The sequence below is a fragment of the Amycolatopsis sp. NPDC024027 genome, assembly GCF_040638975.1.
In the GTDB taxonomy this organism is placed as follows: domain Bacteria; phylum Actinomycetota; class Actinomycetes; order Mycobacteriales; family Pseudonocardiaceae; genus Amycolatopsis.
On record NZ_JBEZYY010000001.1, the window covers coordinates 940284 to 957043 of the forward strand.

Genomic DNA, 16760 nt, shown 5'->3' on the forward strand with positions numbered 1-16760 from the left:
CGTCTCACGACGGCACCGACAAGGCCTTCATGACCAGGTTCGTCAGCCAAGAGACGACCGAGTCTCCGGTGAGCAAGGAGTAGAGGACAGCGGCGAACGCCGCGACGGCGACCGTGACGATGGCGTACTCGACCGTCGTGGAACCGTCGTCCGAGCGGGGCCGGCGGCGGGACGTGCGCATGGGGGTCTCCCTTCGAGGGGGGTTCGAGGTCAGAAGAGCGGGCCGAGCCGCCCGGCGAGGCCGAGGACGACCGGCAGCACGCCCAGGCAGAAGAAGGCCGGCAGGAAACACAGACCGACCGGCAGCGCGAGTGCCACCCCGGCCCGCTCGGCGCGTTCTTCGGCTTCGGTCGCCAGCTCGTCGCGGAACCGTCCGGCGAGGTCGCCGGCCGCCGCGGCGAACGCCGCCCCGGAACGGGACGTCCGGATCGCCGCGGCCGCCAGCTCCGCCAGGCCGGGAGCGGCCTGCACCGGCGCCCAAGCCTCGTCCGGCCGGGAGCCGAGGGCGAGCAATCCGGCCGTCGAGCTCAGCGCCGTACTCGCTGCCGCGGGCGCGGTGCCGGCCACGGCCTCCAACGCCGAAGGAACCGGCAGGCCGGCACGCAGGCAGGCGGCGAGGAGGTCGAGCGTGCCCGCCAGCCGCAGCTTGGCGGCGATGTCCACGGCCGGTGATCGGGGACGGCGAGTGCGGCGGATCGCCCACCACCCGGTGGCGGTCACGATCGTGCCCGCCACCACCCCGGCGACCCCGCCGACCAGCACCGCTGTCGAGACTCCGCCCACCGTCGCCGCGATGTGCGGCAGCGCCCGGTGCCCCGCGTGGACGGGCTTCGGGCTGTCGATCAGGCGAGTGAAGCGCCGCACGATGGCTTCGTCCGGCCAGCTCAGCAATGCCCCGGCGAAGAGCAGGAGCGCGATCGCGGTCACCGGATCCGCACCCGTCCGGTCAGGGCCCGGCACCAGGCCGTGCCCGCCCAGAGCAGGACGCACCCGGCGACCAGCAGCACCTGGCCTGGCGTGCTGCCGGTCAGTACGGACAGCGGAGCCGCGCCCATGGCCTGCCCGAGCAGCACGCAGAGCACCGGCAGTCCGGTGAGCACCGTCGCGCTCGCCCGCGGGCCAGCCAGCTTGGCGTGCATCCGGCGGCCGAACGCCAGACCGGCTTCGGCGTCGCGGCGGGTCGCGTCGAGGACGTCGGCCATCGGGAGGCCGTGGCGTTTCGCCAGCGTCCAGGCCGCGGCCAGCTGCGGTAAGGCCGATGCGGGCGCCTCGGTGTCGAGCTGGGCCGCCGTCGCGAGGGCTCGGAGGTCGCCCGCTACGGCCGGGACCACGTCGGCAGCGGCTTCCGCCGCCGTGACCGGGTGGGCGCCGGATCGCAGCTCGGCCACCATCGTGCGCAATGCGGTCGCGGTGTGCGCGGCCATCGTCAGGTCCGCCGTGGCTCGGCGGTGGGCTCGCCACTCCTGGCGCCACGCCAGTGTCAGCACGCCGGCGGCGATCGCGCCTCCCGCTCCAGCGAGCAATCCGGCGAGGGCGGCCGGGAGCAGCCAGCGGACGGCGCGCCACACCTGGGGAACCCGGACGGTCGCCGGTGGCTCGATCATGACCTGGAGCCGGTTCGGCGCCGCGGGCCAGCACGCCAGGGCCGCGCCCACGCACAGCGGGAACCACGGGGTGATCATCGCCGCCTCCTTCGGTTGTGCGGGAAAGAGTTCGGCAGCAGGAGACTCAGCACGCGATCGCCCCCGACGTCACGAACAGGTGCCGGTCGACCGTCCACCGGCCCGCACGCCACACCGGCACGACCCGGGCCCGGCCGTGTTCGGCGCGAAGCACGCCGACCTCGGCGAGGCGCCGGCGGCCGTCTGCTTCGCGCCGCATGTGCAGCACCACGCGGATCGCGGCGACGAGCTGGCTGTGGACGGCGTCGCGGCCGAGGCCGCCGAGCGCGGCCAGTGCCTCGATGCGGGCGGGCACCTCGGCCGGGGAGTTGGCGTGGACGGTGCAGGCGCCGCCGTCGTGACCGGTGTTGAGCGCGGTGAGCAGCGCGCCGACTTCGGCGCCGCGGACCTCGCCGACCACCAGCCGGTCGGGACGCATGCGCAGCGCCTGGCGGACGAGCTCGGGCAGGCCGACCGCGCCCGCACCCTCCACATTGGGCGGACGAGCAACGAGGCCGACGAACTGCGGGTGGGCGGGCTGCAGCTCGCCAGCGTCCTCGACGCAGACGATCCGTTCGCCCGGGTCGACGGCGCCGAGCAGCGCGGCCAGGAGCGTGGTCTTGCCCGCGCCCGTGCCGCCGGTGACGAGGAACGCCATCCGCCTCGAGACGACGGTGCGGAGGAGTTTGGCGCCGGCCTCGTCGAACGCGCCGAGTTCGCCGAGCGTGGTGAGGTCGTGCGTCGCCGGGCGCAGGACGCGCAGGGACAGGCAGGTGCCGCCGGCCGCGATCGGCGGGAGGACGGCGTGCACGCGGATGCGGCCGTGCGGGCCGGCGCCGGGGAGCCAGCCGTCGACGTAGGGCTGGGCGTCGTCGAGGCGGCGACCGGCGGCGAGGGCGAGGCGCTGGGCCAGGCGGCGGACGGATTCTTCGTCCTTGAAGCGGATGCCGCTGCGGACCAGGCCTTGCGGGCCGTCAGTCCAGACCTCGTGCGGGCCGGTGACGAGCACGTCGGTGGTCGCCGGGTCGTCGAGGAGCGGGGCCAGCGGGCCGGCGCCGATGAACTCGTCGCGGGCTTGGCGGGCGGCGTCGAGCACCGCGTCGTGGCCGAGGACGCCACCGGCTTCGGCACGGACGGCGGTCGCGACGGCGACTGGGTCGGCCTGGCGGCGGTCGCCGGCCAGGCGGTTGCGGACGCGGTCGACGAAGTCGGTGGTCATGAGTTCGCTCGCCTTGCTCGGTAGTGGGTTCTCGAGGTGGTCGGCGGGTGATCGCGCTGGGCGGTGACGCGGGTACCGCGAGATCGACGCGCGCACAGAGGGGTGAGAGGGCCGTGGGTCGCCGATGGGCCGCCGCGCGAGGCGGTGATGCGGGGCTTCCGCCACGAGCACGGCATCCGACGCGGCGACGCGAGGGAGCCAGGCGTCGCCAATGGCCCGCCGCGAACAGCGGCGACCCGGGGCTCACCCGGCCGACGCGAACCCGGCAACCGAGGCGGTGACGCGAGGGGGCCACGAGCCACCGACGGGCCGCCGCGAACAGCCGTGACGCGGGTGCCCCGCGACGAGCGCCGATCCAGCGGCCCGCGCCGTGGCGCGAGCGAAGCCGCCGACGCGGTCGTCATGAGTCCACCTGCTCTGCCGGTAGCGCGGGCTGGGGGATGGCCGGTGGCTCGCTGGGCGATTCCGTAACTCGGGTGTCCGGGAGTGGGCATGCGTGCGGCTCCGGCTGGGGCCGCAGCAGCGTCGAGAACCTCGCCGCGCTTGCGGGGGCTCGGGTCAGCAAGCTCAGGACCGTTGGGAGCAACAGCTCCGACACTCTGGTCGGGGCGCTCGTGGGGCGGAGGCCGTGGGCTGTGGGGCTCATCGGGTGGCCGCCTGGGCTTCGCGGCGGGCTATTGCCAGGATCTCGGCCGCCGTTTTGGCCAAGGGGCCCTTCGGTTTCGTCGGGAACTCGGCGCGCTCCAGTGCCTGCCAGAGGCCGCGCTCCGGGGGCATCGCGGCCATCAGGGGCGGGCCGATGAGAGCGGCCGTGCGGACGGCCGGGTCCTTCGAGTGTCCACATGTGACCATGCCGATGCGGGCCGTCAGCTTCGACAGGCGGTTCAGCACCTTCTTCGCCGCCAGGCACGCCCGGATCTCCAGCGGCACCATCAGCAGCACCAGGTCGGCCCGCAGCACCGCCTCCTCGGACGCCTCACCGAGGGCGCGCGGGAGGTCGCACACCACCGTGCGGCCCGCGCGGCGGCCGGCGGACAGGATCGCCGACAACGACTCGACCTCCGGGCCGTCGCCTTCGGGGCCCGACGCGAGGACCGGGAGGCTGCCACCGCGATGCCTCCGCTGCGGGAGCTTCGCGGCCAGCGACGACACCGATACCCGGCCGCTCAGGTGCACGTCCGGCCAGCGTGCTCCGGGCGTCTTTTCCAAACCCAGCAACACATCCAGGCCGCCGCTGAGCGGATCGCAGTCCAGCAGCAGGGCGCCGCCCGGATCGCTGTCGGCCGCCAGTGCGAGGGTCGCCGCGAAGACGGATGCTCCCGCGCCACCCCGGCCGCCGACCACGCCGAGCACCAGCCCGGGTTGCTCCGCCGGTGTCTCGACGACGTCGGCGAACGCGCCGGCGAGCGCGGATTCTTCGTCGGGCAACGCGATCACGCGCTCGACGCCGCTGCGGAAGGCGTGCTCCCACGTCGCCGGTCCCGGACTGCCCTTGCACACCAGGAGGATCCCGCCGCGCCGGGGCAGTGCCGGTGGATGCCGGACGGCTTCTTCGTCGAGGACCACCAGCGGCGCACGGGCCCAGTGCCCGCTCGCCGCCGTCAGGTCCGGTGCGCGGTCGAGTTCGCAGCCCGCGACCGCGGCCACGCGCAGTATCTCGTCGAGCACGGTTTCGTCCGCGGCGATCACCAGCGGTCGTTCCCCCGTCATGCGGTCCTCCCCCGTCGTCGGTGCGGGCCGTGGGTGGCCCGTGTTCCACCGTCGCGGGCGGGGGTGGGGCGGCACAACGGGGCGGGCGGGCGGCTGTGGACAACCGGGGTGTTGTGGACAACTGCCGCTCGTGACCCCGCTCGCGGACCGGTTCTGCCGGTGGCGTGTGGCAGGATCACGGCCGCCCGCGACGCAGCTGCGGCGGAAAATGGCCACGAATTTCCGCACGGGAAGATTCCGCGTCAAGCGCGAACACGTTTCGTCACGCAACGGGAAATTGACGAAGGTAAACGGAAGGCAAGAAGGCCGGGAGCGTCGCCGTCAAAAACCGGAATCCAGCAGGCGCAACGGAAACCGGGAAGGCAAACGGAAGGTAAGAGGGCGGCCCCCGCCAGGGGGGAGGGACGGGGGCCGCCGTGGGTTCAGCCCCGGGGGGTCGGACTGAACCGGCCCGGTTGGACACCGGACTCCCTCACTGTAACTCCGCCCGGCGCCGGATCGCGCGCCGGATGAGGCACACAGTTCGGTAACGGCACAGCGCGCCCGAAGTGCCTGTCTGTCATGGATTTTCCGCCCGGCGCGACGCGCGTGTGGTGGATCAACGGGACGCGCCTCGATCAAGCTCCTATCCTGGGCGGGTGGCCGAACCGAGCAGCGCGCCGTCGCGCATCCGGAAGCCGGGCCCGGAGCACGCGGTGGCCGCGTTCTTCGACCTGGACAAGACGATCATCGCTTCGTCGAGCGCGCTGGCGTTCAGCAAGCCCCTCCTCAAAGAAGGGCTGATCAACCGTCGCGCCGCGTTGCGAAGCGCATACGCGCAGCTGGTGTTCTCGCTCGCGGGCGCCGACGAGAACAAAACCGAGCGGTTGCGCGCCGAAGTTTCCGCGCTGTGCGCCGGCTGGGACGTCGCCCAGGTTTCGGCGATCGTCCGCGAGACGCTGCACGACGTCGTCGACCCGCTCGTGTACGCCGAGGCGGCGGAGCTGATCGCACGGCACCGCGAGGACGGGCACGACGTGATCGTGCTGTCGGCGACCGGCGAAGAGGTCGTCGCGCCGGTGGCGGAGATGCTCGGCGCGACCCGGAGCGTCGCCACGCGGATGCAGATCGTCGACGGCCGCTACTCCGGCGAAGTCGACTTCTACTGCTACGGCGCCAACAAGGCCGTCGCCGCGAAGCAGCTCGCCGCGACCCACGGCTACGACCTCGCCGAGTGCTTCGCCTACACCGACTCGAGCACCGACATCCCGCTGCTCGAGGTCGTCGGGCACCCGCACGCGGTCAACCCGGACAAACTCCTGCGGCGCGAGGCGCTCGAGCGCGGCTGGCCGATCCTGGCCTTCGACCGGCCCATGTCGCTGCGCACCCGGATCCCGACACGATCGGCCGGGATGGTGGCGCTCGGCGTCGGCGCGGTGGCCGCCGGAGCGACCTGGTACGGGATCAACCGTCGCCGACGGTCCCGCTGACGGGACACCTGCCACCCACACGGCCGTACGAGCGTCACTTTGCTTGGCCCAGCCCCGAATTGTCCGTCGCGCAGGGTGCCGGTGTCACCCGATCCAGCCTCTGTACCGGTGCACCCGTCCGCGCACTTGAAGTGACCGGGCTCACGGCGTAGAAAGTAGGTGCGGACGTTCGGTCGGCCAGGGAACAGGTAGAAGAGAAGCCTGTTCCACCCCGGCAAACCTCCGTGCGCGGACTCCGGGTACCCACGCGCAGCGCGCCGCGGGAGGCTCGTCGTCTAGGGACTGCGTAGTGGGACGCCACACGCCGAGTCCATGTAGGTACGACCAGAGTTGCACGCTTGGTCGCCCGAGAAGTTCGCGCTTGCAGGCGGCGCCCGTGGCTTCGGCCACGGGCGCCGCCTCGTCTATTTGGGGGTACGTCCCGGGCATCTCGCGTGGTTGAAGGGGCATCTCGCGTGATTGAAGGGGCATCTCGCGTGACTGGAGGGGCATCGCGCGTGACTGGAGGGTCGACTCGCGTGAGTGGGGCACCCGTTCGGACCTGCGTGCATCTTGCCGACGGGGACTTTCCTACCGATCCGGGTACGACTGGCGCGTTCGTGCGGTCGGTCGATGGACAGCGCCGGATTCGGTGAGTAGCTTCCCGATACTGGCGCCTCTGAGTGGACTTCTGACGTCCGAGCGCCCGCTACTTTCTGGGAGGCTGGTCGTGACGACCCGAAATCGGAGGTTCCATGCGCTCGCCCTGCCCGTCGCGGGGGTGCTCGCCTTCACCGGTGTGGGTGTCGCGACCGCGGCGAGCGCACCGCGGGTGAGCACGGACGCGCAGGCCGAGGCCGCGGCGACCCAGGCGTTGCGGGGGCTGACGCTCGAGCAGAAGGTCGGGCAGCTGTTCGTCACCTGGGTGAACGGCAAGACCGCCGACGAGGTCCACCCGAAGAACCAGACCGACTTCGGCGTCGACACCCCCGCGCAGGTCATCCAGAAGTACCACCTCGGCGGGGTCATCTACTTCAACAACGACACGCGCGACAACTTCGACGACCCCGTGCAGGTCGCGAAGCTGTCCAACGGCCTCCAGCAGGCCGCCGTCACGAGCGGGGCGCACATCCCGCTGCAGATCGCCGCCGACCAGGAGGGCGGCACGGTCACGCGGATGGGCGCGCCGGCCACCGAGTTCCCGAACGCCATGGCCATCTCCGCCGGGCGGGACACGAAGCGCGCGACGCAGGCAGCGACCATCCTCGGCCGCGAACTGCGGGCCGTCGGCATCAACCAGGACTTCGCGCCCGATTCGGACGTCAACTCCAACCCGGTCAACCCGGTCATCGGCGTCCGGTCGTTCTCCGGCCGGCCCGGCCTGGCCGGCGACTTCGTCCGGGCCGAGATCAAGGGCTTCCAGGACTCCGGCTTCCCGACGAAGACCGTCGCGGCGACGGCCAAGCACTTCCCCGGGCACGGTGCCGCGCCGACCGACAGCCACACCGGGCTGCCGCGGATCGACAGCACCGAGGCGCAGTGGCGGGCCACCGACGTGCCGCCGTTCAAGGCCGCGATCGCAGCCGGCGTCGACTCGATCATGAGCGCGCACATCCAGTTCCCCAGCCTCGACCCCTCGCTCGAACCCGCGACGCTGTCGCAGCCGATCATCACCGGCCGGCTGCGCAACGAACTCGGCTACCACGGCGTCGTGATCACCGACTCCCTCGAGATGGAAGGCGTGCGCAAGCTGCACGGCGACGCCGAGATCCCGGTGCTCGCGCTCAAGGCGGGTGTCGACCAGCTGCTCATGCCGGTGCACCTCGAGCTCGCCATCAACTCGGTCATCGCCGCCGTCAAGTCCGGTGACATCCCGATGCGGCGGATCGACCAGAGCGTGCTGCGCGTGCTCAAGCTCAAGTTCCTGCGCGGCATCCTCTTCGCGCCGTTCGTCGACACCGGCCGGGTGATGAAGACCGTCGGCATCCCGCCGAGCCTCGCGACCGCGCAGGACATCGCCGACCGCGGCATCACGGCCATCGCGAACGACGCCGGTCTCCTGCCCCTCAAGCAGAAGCCCGCGACGACGCTGGTCACCGGCTGGGGCGCGTCCACGACGGCGACCCTCGCGCAGAAGCTGACCGCCCACGGCACGGCCGCGACGGCCTACCAAACCGGCCAGGTCCCGACGGACGCCCAGATCGCGCAGGCCGTCGCCAAGGCCCAGACCGCCGATCTCGTCGTCGTCCTGACCAACAACATCGCCACCTACCCCCTGCAGACCAAGCTGCTCGACGCGCTGCAGGCCACCGGGAAGCCGGTGGTCGCGGTCGCCGCGCAGATCCCGTACGACGCGGGTTACCCGAGCACCGTCCGGACCTGGCTGGCCACCTACGGCTACATCACGCCGACCCTGGAGGCGCTGGCCAAGGTGATCCTCGGCGAGACGAAGCCGATCGGGAAGCTGCCGGTCGACATCCCCGCGGGGGCCGACATGCAGACCGTGAAGTACCCGTTCGGCCACGGGCTGACCTGGTGACGCTCAACCGGCGCCACTTCCTGGGCGCGAGCGCGCTGGCGGTCCCGGCCCTGGCGGGCGGTTCGGCCGTCGCGGGAGCCGAACCCGAACGAGCCGAACAGGCCGATCAGGGGCGTGGGCGCGTCCTCACCGGCGCGGAGCAGCTGGCCGCGCAGGGCTGGCGTCCTCTCATGGGCCGCAGGCTCGGCGTGCTCTCGAACCCGACCGGCGTCCTGCTGAACGGCGACCACATCGTCGACTCGATGGTGGCCGCCGGTGTGAAACCGGTGGCGGCCTTCGGCCCCGAACACGGCTTCCGCGGCAGCGCGCAGGCCGGCGGTTCCGAAGGCGACTACACCGACCCCCGCACGGGCGTCCCGGTGTACGACGCGTACGGCGCCGACGCGACGAAGCTCGCTTCGCTGTTCACCAAGACCGGCGTCGACACCGTCGTGTTCGACATCGCCGACGTCGGCGCGCGTTTCTACACCTACATCTGGTCGCTCTACACCGCGATGGTGGCCGCCGCGAAGACGAACGCGGCCTTCGTCGTGCTCGACCGGCCGAACCCCATCGGCGGCCGGGCGGCCGGGCCGCTGCTCGACCCGAAGTTCGCTTCGGGGATCGGCAAGAAGCCGATCGTCCAGCAGCACGGCATGACCGCCGGGGAGCTCGCGCGCTTCTTCGCCGAAGAGTTCCTGCCCGGCGAAGGGGTCCAGCTCCAGCACCTCGACGTCGTCCAGGTACGCGGCTGGCAGCGCGACACGCTCTTCGCGCAGACCGGGCTGAACTGGGTGCTGCCGAGCCCCAACATGCCGACGCCGGAGACGGCGCTCGTCTACCCGGGTACCGGGATGTTCGAAGGCACGGTGTTCTCCGAGGGCCGGGGCACCACCCGGCCGTTCGAGATCATCGGCGCTCCGGGGCTCGACTGGCGCTGGCGCGAGAAGCTCGAGGACCTCGCCCTGCCCGGCGCGCGGTTCCGCGAGACCTACTTCGTCCCCACGTTCAGCAAGTTCGTCAACCAGCCGTGCGGCGGCGTGCAGCTGAGCGTGCGCGACCCGCGGGCCTTCGACGCGATCCGGACCGCCGTCGCCATGCTCGTCACGGCGAAGGCCCTGCACCCGGACGTGTTCGCCTGGCGCCCCGACAACTACATCGACAAGCTGTCCGGGTCCGACCGGCTCCGGACCATGGTCGACGCCGGCGCGGGCGTCGACGAGGTCGCCGGCGCCTGGCGGGCCGAGCTGGCCGAGTTCGAGCGGAGACGCCGCCACTACCTGCTCTACCGCTGAGGGGGAGACTCGTGCGTGCTAGGAAGGTCCTCGTCGCGGCCACCGGAGTGCTGGTTGCCCTGACCACGTTGACCGTGTCGGACTCGGGAGCCAGCGCCATCACCAGCCACGATCCGGCGGCCGGCCGCTTCGACCGGCCGCAGCACGGGTTCGCCCCGCCGTGGACGACGCTGCGCGACGGGCGGCCGCAGGACGTCGGACTCGACCCGGCGCCGATCAAGGCGGCCGAGGACTTCCTGGCGAGCTGGACGAAGCCGGACGCTTCCGGGCATCCGCACTTCTCCGGGGCGGTCGGCCTGCTCGCGCACGATGGCGTGGTCGTCGACCGGTACGCGGTCGGCGGCGCGCTGCGGTACGCCGACGCCGCGGGCACCGAGCTGCCCGCGGACCAGCAGGTCCCCATGAAGAACGACACCATCTTCGACATGGCTTCGATCTCGAAGCTGTTCACCTCGATCGCGGTGCTCCAGCTCGTCGAGCGCGGGCAGTTCACCATCGACACCCCGGTGAGCCGCTTCTTCCCGGAGTTCGCCACCGGCGACAAGGCCGCCATCACGGTCAAGATGCTGCTCACGCACACCTCGGGCTTCGACGCCGACCCCATCCCGTCGCTCTGGGCCGGCTACCCCGACATCCCCTCGCGCCGGCAGGCCGTGCTCGACAGCCCGCTGAAGAACAAGCCGGGGACGACGTACCTCTACTCGGACATCAACCTGCTGACGCTCGGCTTCATCGTCGAGAAGCTGACCGGGCAGTCCCTCGACAAGGTCGTCCACGACCGGATCACCGCCCCGCTCGACATGACCGACACCGGTTACAACCCGCCCGCGGCGAAGCTGAGCCGGATCGCCGCGACGGAGTTCGAGGCGAACCCGCCGCGCGGGATGGTGCGTGGCAGCGTGCACGACGAGAACGCGTGGTCGCTCGGCGGCGTCGCCGGGCACGCGGGCGTGTTCAGCACCGCGAGCGACCTGGCCACCCTCGCCCAGGCGATCCTCAACGGCGGCAGCTACCGCGGGCACCGGATCCTCCGCGAGGAGACCGTCCGGCAGATGCTGACGAACTACAACCAGCAGTTCCCGGACGACGCGCACGGCCTCGGCTTCGAGCTCGACCAGCCCTGGTACATGGGCGCGCTGGCGTCGCCGGTCACCGCCGGGCACACCGGTTACACCGGAACGACGCTGGTCATCGACCCGGAGTCCCGGTCGGTCGCGATCCTGCTGACGAACCGGGTGCACCCGACCCGGAACTGGGGCTCGATCAACACCGCCCGCCAGGTCTGGGCGACGTCGCTGGCCCGGGCCATGGCGGTGCGGCCGGTGGCCGGGAAGGACGCCTGGACGAGCACGCTGGGTAACGCCGCCGTCGCTACGCTCAGCACCCGGGCATTTACCACGCATAGTGATCAAGCGCGGGTCTCGTTCGCTGCTTTCGTGGACACCGAGGGCAGCGGTGATCCACTTCAGCTGCAGGCCAGCACCGACGGCGTTAACTGGCAACCGATCGCCTTGTCGGTTTCCGGACCGGGGGCACCCTCCGGAACCGTGACGTCGCTCTCCGGGCACGGGCACCGCGCCTGGTGGCGGGCGGTGGGGACCGTGCCGCAGGGCGCGTCGGTGAGCCTCCGCTGGCGTTACAGCACCGACCCGAGTTACACGGGACGAGGAGTTTCGGTGGACGGTGTGAAAGTCACCGAGAGCGGCCGATCACTCCTCGACGGTGAACAAGACCCCGCGATATTCGTTGCAGAGGGTTGGCAGTTGACCTCTCGGTGACCGGCCGATCGCCGAACGTCGACCGAGAGGCCGAGTTTACCGTCTTCTTGCCGCTTGCACCGCGACACTAAGTTGCCAAGTCGTTAGCTTGACCTCGTTAACAAGGGCGACCTGGTTGGCGACTTTCTGGTCAGTGATTAATCGCAAATCCAGATCCGCAGACACGGACGGGTTGCGAACCGACCGAAGGGTGTGGGTAGCCTTGTCACAGATGCCAACGGTTAGTAACTTTCCGACGATGAATGATACCGAATCCGTAATCGGCCCGGCACCGTCCGAGCCCGTATCGGTCCAGACGGCCGGCCGGGACGCCGACTCCAGCCCGCTGGTGCGGATCCGGTCCCTGCTCCCTGGCCTGGCCCGCGCCGAGCAGCGCGTGGCCAAGGTGGTGCTCGAAGACCCCGCGCACGTCGCGCGGCGCAGCATCACCGAGGTGGCCCTGGCCGCCAACACGAGCGAGACCACGGTGACCCGGTTCTGCAAGGCGGTGGGCGTCGGTGGATACCCGCAGCTGCGCATCGCGCTGGCCGCGGACACCGCACGCACCGAGGCGCGCACGACGCGCAACCTCGGCGGCGAGATCGGGCCGGAGGACGACCTGGCCGCCGTGATCAGCAAGGTCAGCTTCGCCGACGCGCGAGCGGTCGAAGAGACGGCCGACCAGCTCGAGGTCGCCACCCTCGAGCAGGTGATCGAGGTCGTCGCGAACGCCGGCCGCGTGGACGTCTACGGCGTGGGCGCCAGCGCGTTCGTCGCCGCGGACCTGCAGCAGAAGCTGCACCGCATCGGCCGCGTGTGCTTCGCGTGGTCGGACACGCACATCATGCTCACCTCGGCCGCGGTGCTGAGCCCCGGTGACGTCGCGATCGGCGTCTCGCACACCGGCGCGACCACCGACACCGTCGAGGCGCTGCGCGTGGCGCGCGAGCACGGCGCCAGCACCATCGCCGTGACGAACTTCCCGCGTTCCCCCATCACCGAGGTCTCCGACCACGTTTTGACGACCGCGGCGCGGGAAACCACGTTCCGTTCCGGAGCGACGGCGAGCCGGATCGCCCAGCTCACCGTCATCGACTGCCTGTTCATCGGGGTCGCGCAGCGGCACATGGACGCCTCGGTCAACGCGCTGGACGCGACGAGGGACGCGGTCGGATCACACCGCTTGGGGGTCAGGCCGGACGGTCGTCGCCGTCCGCGGGAAACCGGCAAGTAATGCCCGGAGAAAATGTGAGGCGCATGATGACCGTCCCCGTGCAGGCGGTGCACGTCGATTCGCCGACCGAGACCCGCAATCCCCGCACCAAGGACATCGACCTGATGTCCACCGCGGGGATCCTGGGCGCGATCAACGCCGAGGACCGCACGGTCCCCGGTGCCGTCGCCGCGGTGCTGCCCCAGGTGGCGCGCGCGGTGGACTACGCGGTGGACGCCCTGCGGGCCGGGGGCCGGGTGCACTACGTCGGCGCGGGCACGTCCGGGCGGCTGGCCACCTTGGACGCGGCTGAGCTGGTGCCGACGTTCAACGTGCCGGGTGACTGGTTCATCGCGCACCACGCCGGCGGCGAGCGCGCGCTGCGCCAGGCCGTCGAAAACGCGGAGGACGATTCGGCGGCCGGGGCTGCCGAGATGGCCGCGATGGTGCAGCCGGGCGACTTCGTGCTGGGGCTGACGGCGTCGGGCAGGACGCCGTACGTGCTGGGTGCGCTGGCCGCGGCGTCGCGCCAGGGCGCCCGGACCGGGCTGGTCTCGGGCAACGCCAAGGCCGCGAAGCCGGCCGGGGTGGACGTGCTCATCGCCGTCGACACCGGGCCGGAGGCGATCGCCGGTTCGACCCGGATGAAGGCGGGCACGGCGCAGAAGATGATCCTCACGTCGTTCTCCACCGCGACGATGATCAAGCTGGGCCGGACCTACTCCAACCTGATGGTCAGCATGCGGGCCACGAACGCGAAGCTGCGCGGCCGGACCATCCGGATCCTGCAGGAAGCCACCGGGATGACGATGGCGGACTGCTCGGACGCGCTCACCGAGGCCGGGGGCGACCTCAAGGTGGCGCTGGTGCACTTGCTGTCCGGCGAGGACGTCAAGAGCGCCGCGAAGGCTTTGCACGCGTCGGGCGGGCACGTGCGGAAGGCGCTGGACACACTTCGGGTGCGAGCGAGCTAGCTTCTCATCTGTTCACCTGTCTAACCTCTCAGATGAGAGGGAAGGCGGGTGCGCGATGGCGGTCGAGACGGAGGACTCGCGGCGCGGGCTTTCGCGTCGCGAGTGGATGTCGATCGGCGGGATGGCGGGGTTCATCCTGCTGCTGAACGTCGTGGGCTGGGGCGTGCTCACGGCGTTCGTCGCGCCGCACCACTACGCGCTGGGCGCGTCCGGCGTGTTCGGGATCGGGCTGGGTGTCACGGCGTTCACGCTCGGCATGCGGCACGCGTTCGACGCCGACCACATCGCCGCGATCGACAACACCACGCGCAAGCTGATGGCCGACGGCCGCCGGCCGCTGTCGGTCGGGTTCTGGTTCTCGCTCGGGCACTCGACGATCGTCTTCGCGCTGTGCCTGCTGCTGTCCCTCGGCGTCCGCGCGCTGGCCGGGCAGGTCGAGGACGGCTCGTCGGCGTTGCACCAGGCCACGGGCGTGATCGGGACGTCGGTGTCCGGAGTGTTCCTCTACGTGATCGCGATCCTGAACCTCGTGGTGCTCGTCGGGATCCTGCGGGTCTTCCGGCAGATGCGCCGGGGCGAGTTCGACGAGGCCGCTTTGGAACACCAGCTGGACAACCGCGGCCTGTTGAACCGGCTGCTGCGCGGCGCGACGAAGGCCGTGCGCAAGCCGTGGCACATCTACCCGGTCGGGCTGCTGTTCGGGCTGGGGTTCGACACCGCGACCGAAATCGGGCTGCTCGTGCTGGCCGCGGGCGCCGCGACGTTCGCGCTGCCGTGGTACGCGATCCTGGTGCTGCCGATCCTGTTCGCCGCCGGGATGACCCTGTTCGACACCGTGGACGGCTGCTTCATGAACTTCGCCTACGGCTGGGCGTTCGCGAAGCCGGTGCGCAAGATCTTCTACAACATCACGGTCACCGCGCTGTCGGTCGCGGTGGCGCTGCTCATCGGGACCATCGAACTGGTGTCGATCCTCGCCGAGAAGCTGGCCATCACGAGCGGGCCGCTGGCCGCGATCGCGTCGGTGAACCTGGACTACGTCGGCTTCGGGATCGTCGGGTTGTTCGTGCTGACGTGGATCGTCGCGCTCGCGGTGTGGCGGTTCGGGCGGATCGAAGAGAAGTGGTCGGCGAAGCTGTCCTGACGGCGACGCCGGGCGGGCTCATGGCGCGTAGATGGTCAGGGTCGTCGGGCCGGTCAGGCTTCCGATCCCCGATCCCGCGCAGGCGAGGGCGTTCGGTGTCACGAGCGTGGCCACCTGGACCGCGCTGCCCGGCGCGTACCGCCCCGCCGTGATCAGGCCGGTGTTGGTGACCACGACCTGGCCCGCCACCACGGTGGTGGTGAAGTTGTAGGTGAAGGTGGTCGGCGCGGCCAGCGGGTTGCCCCACACGTACGTGCGGGAGGTTGCGCCCGCGTTGAGCAGGGTCGTGCACGAGACCGTGTCGGTGAACACCTGCGTGTAGGACGCGGTGGCGGCCTGGGGGTCGGCGCAGAGGGGGAAGACTCCGGTGAGCACCCCGTTCACGAGCTGGGGCGTGTTGGTGATCGGCGGGTCGTAGGTGACCGCCCAGGTGCCGGCGCAGGATTGGACAGCGGCTTCGGCGTGCGCCTGCCCCGCGGACGCCAGCACGCTGCCCGCCGCGGTGAGCACTGCCGCCAGAAAAGCTCCGCACTTCCGCACCCGGTTCACACCGGTAATAGACCACGAACGTGACGGGCCGACTACCGCCGTTTCGGTATCAGGAAGCCGCGTCCGAAATGCTCTTCGCTTCGCGTGCACCCGCTTCGAACGCTTCGCAGCAGAAGAGCAGCCACGCGCGTACGCCTTCCGGCGTTCCGCTCGCGAACCCTTCGGCGGCCTCCAGATACTTCGGCACCCGGCGGAAGAACGCCACTTCGGGCACGCTCAACGACTTCGGGTCGAGCCCGGTCGCGACCATCGTCAGGCGGGCGGCCGCGCGCGCGACGACGCCGTCCGCGCTGCCGAACGGCTTGAGCGCCAGCAGTTCCCCGTGCACGACCGCGGTCAGGACCGGCCCCGGCACCGACGTCGCTCCGGTCACCAGCTGGGCGAGCAGTTCGAGCCGGCCGCCGCCGGAATGCGGGCGCCCCAACGCGTCCAGGTCGTCGACGAGGTCCGCCGCGGCCAGGACGTGCAGCCGCGCCAACGCCTGCAGCGGCGCGCGGCGCCACGTCGGGAGCAGCGTTTCGAGGGTCTCCGCGACGCGCAGCGCGCCGGCGAGGACGGGGTCGTCGACCGTCCCGTCGGCGGGCAGTTCCGGGTTGGCGCCTTCGATGCCGGCCGATGCGCGGGCGGCCCGCACGGACGCTTCGGCCGCCGTCGCCGCGCCGCCGCGGAGGTTCGCCGGGAGGCGGTGGACCGCGAACACCGCGTCCTGCGCGGACTTCGCCGCCGCCGCGACGCCTTCGAGGTCGAGGAGGGGCTTCAGCGGGTCGGTCATGCGTCGAGCACCTGTCCTTCGCGGGTGACCACGGGCGGCAGCACCGACCACGGGAAGTTGATCCACTTGCCGGTGCGCCGCCAGACGTACTCGCACTTCACCGTCGAGTGCGGCTTCTCGTAGACGACGGCCGAGCGCACCTCGGCGACGTGCTCGAGGCAGTAGTCGCGGACCAGCTTGAGCGTGGCGCCGGTGTCGGCGACGTCGTCGGCGATCAGCACCTTCTTGCTCGTCAGGTCCACGGCGTTGGGCACCGGCGGCAGCATCACCGGCAGGTCGAGGCGCTGGTCGACGCCGGTGTAGAACTCGACGTTCATGACGTGCAGGTTCTTCACGTCGAGCGCGTAGCCGAGCGCGCCGGCGACGAACAGCCCGCCGCGCGCGATCGAGAGGATGAGGTCCGGCGCGAAGCCGTCTTCGGCGATGGTGTGAGCCAGTTCACGGCTCGCCGTGCCGAACAGCTCCCAGCTCAGCTCTTCCCGCTCTTCGGCCATCGAGCC

At 71.3% G+C, this 16760-nt stretch carries 15 protein-coding genes; 7 read left to right on the forward strand and 8 right to left on the reverse strand.

The features are described 5' to 3' along the window. Positions 1–4: 4 nt before the first annotated feature. The 5 genes from AB0F52_RS04570 to ssd form a co-directional block, all read right to left on the reverse strand. The gene (locus AB0F52_RS04570) at positions 5–181 is read right to left on the reverse strand and encodes a DUF4244 domain-containing protein (protein WP_360164475.1); all 177 of its coding nucleotides are present in this window, start codon (positions 179–181) and stop codon (positions 5–7) included. A gap of 29 nt (positions 182–210) precedes the next feature. Further along, positions 211–927 (reverse strand): type II secretion system F family protein, encoded by a 717-nt coding sequence (locus AB0F52_RS04575; RefSeq protein WP_360164477.1) that lies wholly within the window; start codon positions 925–927, stop codon positions 211–213. Then, on the reverse strand, positions 924–1682 hold the full coding sequence (locus tag AB0F52_RS04580; protein WP_360164479.1) for a type II secretion system protein: 759 nt from the start codon (positions 1680–1682) through the stop codon (positions 924–926). The genes AB0F52_RS04575 and AB0F52_RS04580 overlap by 4 nt, the downstream gene beginning before the upstream one ends. A gap of 46 nt (positions 1683–1728) precedes the next feature. Then, the gene (locus tag AB0F52_RS04585; protein WP_360164481.1) at positions 1729–2880 is read right to left on the reverse strand and encodes a TadA family conjugal transfer-associated ATPase; all 1152 of its coding nucleotides are present in this window, start codon (positions 2878–2880) and stop codon (positions 1729–1731) included. A 642-nt stretch (positions 2881–3522) separates the two neighbouring features. Next, entirely contained in the window at positions 3523–4590 is a 1068-nt protein-coding gene (ssd, locus tag AB0F52_RS04590) for a septum site-determining protein Ssd (RefSeq protein ID WP_360164483.1), read from the reverse strand. A gap of 638 nt (positions 4591–5228) precedes the next feature. Here ssd and AB0F52_RS04595 point away from each other — a divergent pair. From AB0F52_RS04595 to AB0F52_RS04625, 7 genes are all read left to right on the forward strand, one after another. Further along, positions 5229–6059 (forward strand): HAD family hydrolase, encoded by an 831-nt coding sequence (locus tag AB0F52_RS04595; protein ID WP_360164485.1) that lies wholly within the window; start codon positions 5229–5231, stop codon positions 6057–6059. A gap of 760 nt (positions 6060–6819) precedes the next feature. Beyond that, complete coding sequence (locus tag AB0F52_RS04600) at positions 6820–8577, forward strand: glycoside hydrolase family 3 protein (protein WP_360164621.1); 1758 nt, start codon at positions 6820–6822, stop codon at positions 8575–8577. Beyond that, a complete protein-coding gene (locus AB0F52_RS04605; RefSeq protein WP_360164487.1) occupies positions 8574–9851 on the forward strand; it encodes a DUF1343 domain-containing protein in 1278 nt (425 codons plus the stop codon). The genes AB0F52_RS04600 and AB0F52_RS04605 overlap by 4 nt, the downstream gene beginning before the upstream one ends. Positions 9852–9898: 47 nt before the next feature. Further along, positions 9899–11629 carry a serine hydrolase domain-containing protein gene (locus tag AB0F52_RS04610; RefSeq protein ID WP_360164623.1) on the forward strand — a complete coding sequence of 577 codons (1731 nt, stop codon included), beginning with the start codon at positions 9899–9901 and terminating at the stop codon, positions 11627–11629. Positions 11630–11867: 238 nt separating this feature from the next. After that, the gene (locus AB0F52_RS04615) at positions 11868–12842 is read left to right on the forward strand and encodes a MurR/RpiR family transcriptional regulator (RefSeq protein ID WP_360164489.1); all 975 of its coding nucleotides are present in this window, start codon (positions 11868–11870) and stop codon (positions 12840–12842) included. A gap of 23 nt (positions 12843–12865) precedes the next feature. Next, the gene (locus AB0F52_RS04620) at positions 12866–13795 is read left to right on the forward strand and encodes an N-acetylmuramic acid 6-phosphate etherase (protein WP_360164491.1); all 930 of its coding nucleotides are present in this window, start codon (positions 12866–12868) and stop codon (positions 13793–13795) included. Positions 13796–13901: 106 nt separating this feature from the next. Continuing rightward, a complete protein-coding gene (locus AB0F52_RS04625) occupies positions 13902–14939 on the forward strand; it encodes a HoxN/HupN/NixA family nickel/cobalt transporter (protein WP_360164625.1) in 1038 nt (345 codons plus the stop codon). An 18-nt stretch (positions 14940–14957) separates the two neighbouring features. Here AB0F52_RS04625 and AB0F52_RS04630 read toward each other — a convergent pair whose 3' ends face one another. Genes AB0F52_RS04630 through AB0F52_RS04640 form a run of 3 tightly spaced genes read right to left on the reverse strand, consistent with a single transcriptional unit; the run spans position 14958 to position 16754 of the window. Next, a complete protein-coding gene (locus AB0F52_RS04630) occupies positions 14958–15488 on the reverse strand; it encodes a hypothetical protein (protein WP_360164493.1) in 531 nt (176 codons plus the stop codon). 49 nt (positions 15489–15537) lie between these two features. Further along, a complete protein-coding gene (locus tag AB0F52_RS04635) occupies positions 15538–16260 on the reverse strand; it encodes an oxidoreductase (protein ID WP_360164495.1) in 723 nt (240 codons plus the stop codon). Then, complete coding sequence (locus AB0F52_RS04640; protein WP_360164497.1) at positions 16257–16754, reverse strand: phosphoribosyltransferase; 498 nt, start codon at positions 16752–16754, stop codon at positions 16257–16259. The genes AB0F52_RS04635 and AB0F52_RS04640 overlap by 4 nt, the downstream gene beginning before the upstream one ends. Positions 16755–16760 lie beyond the last annotated feature (6 nt).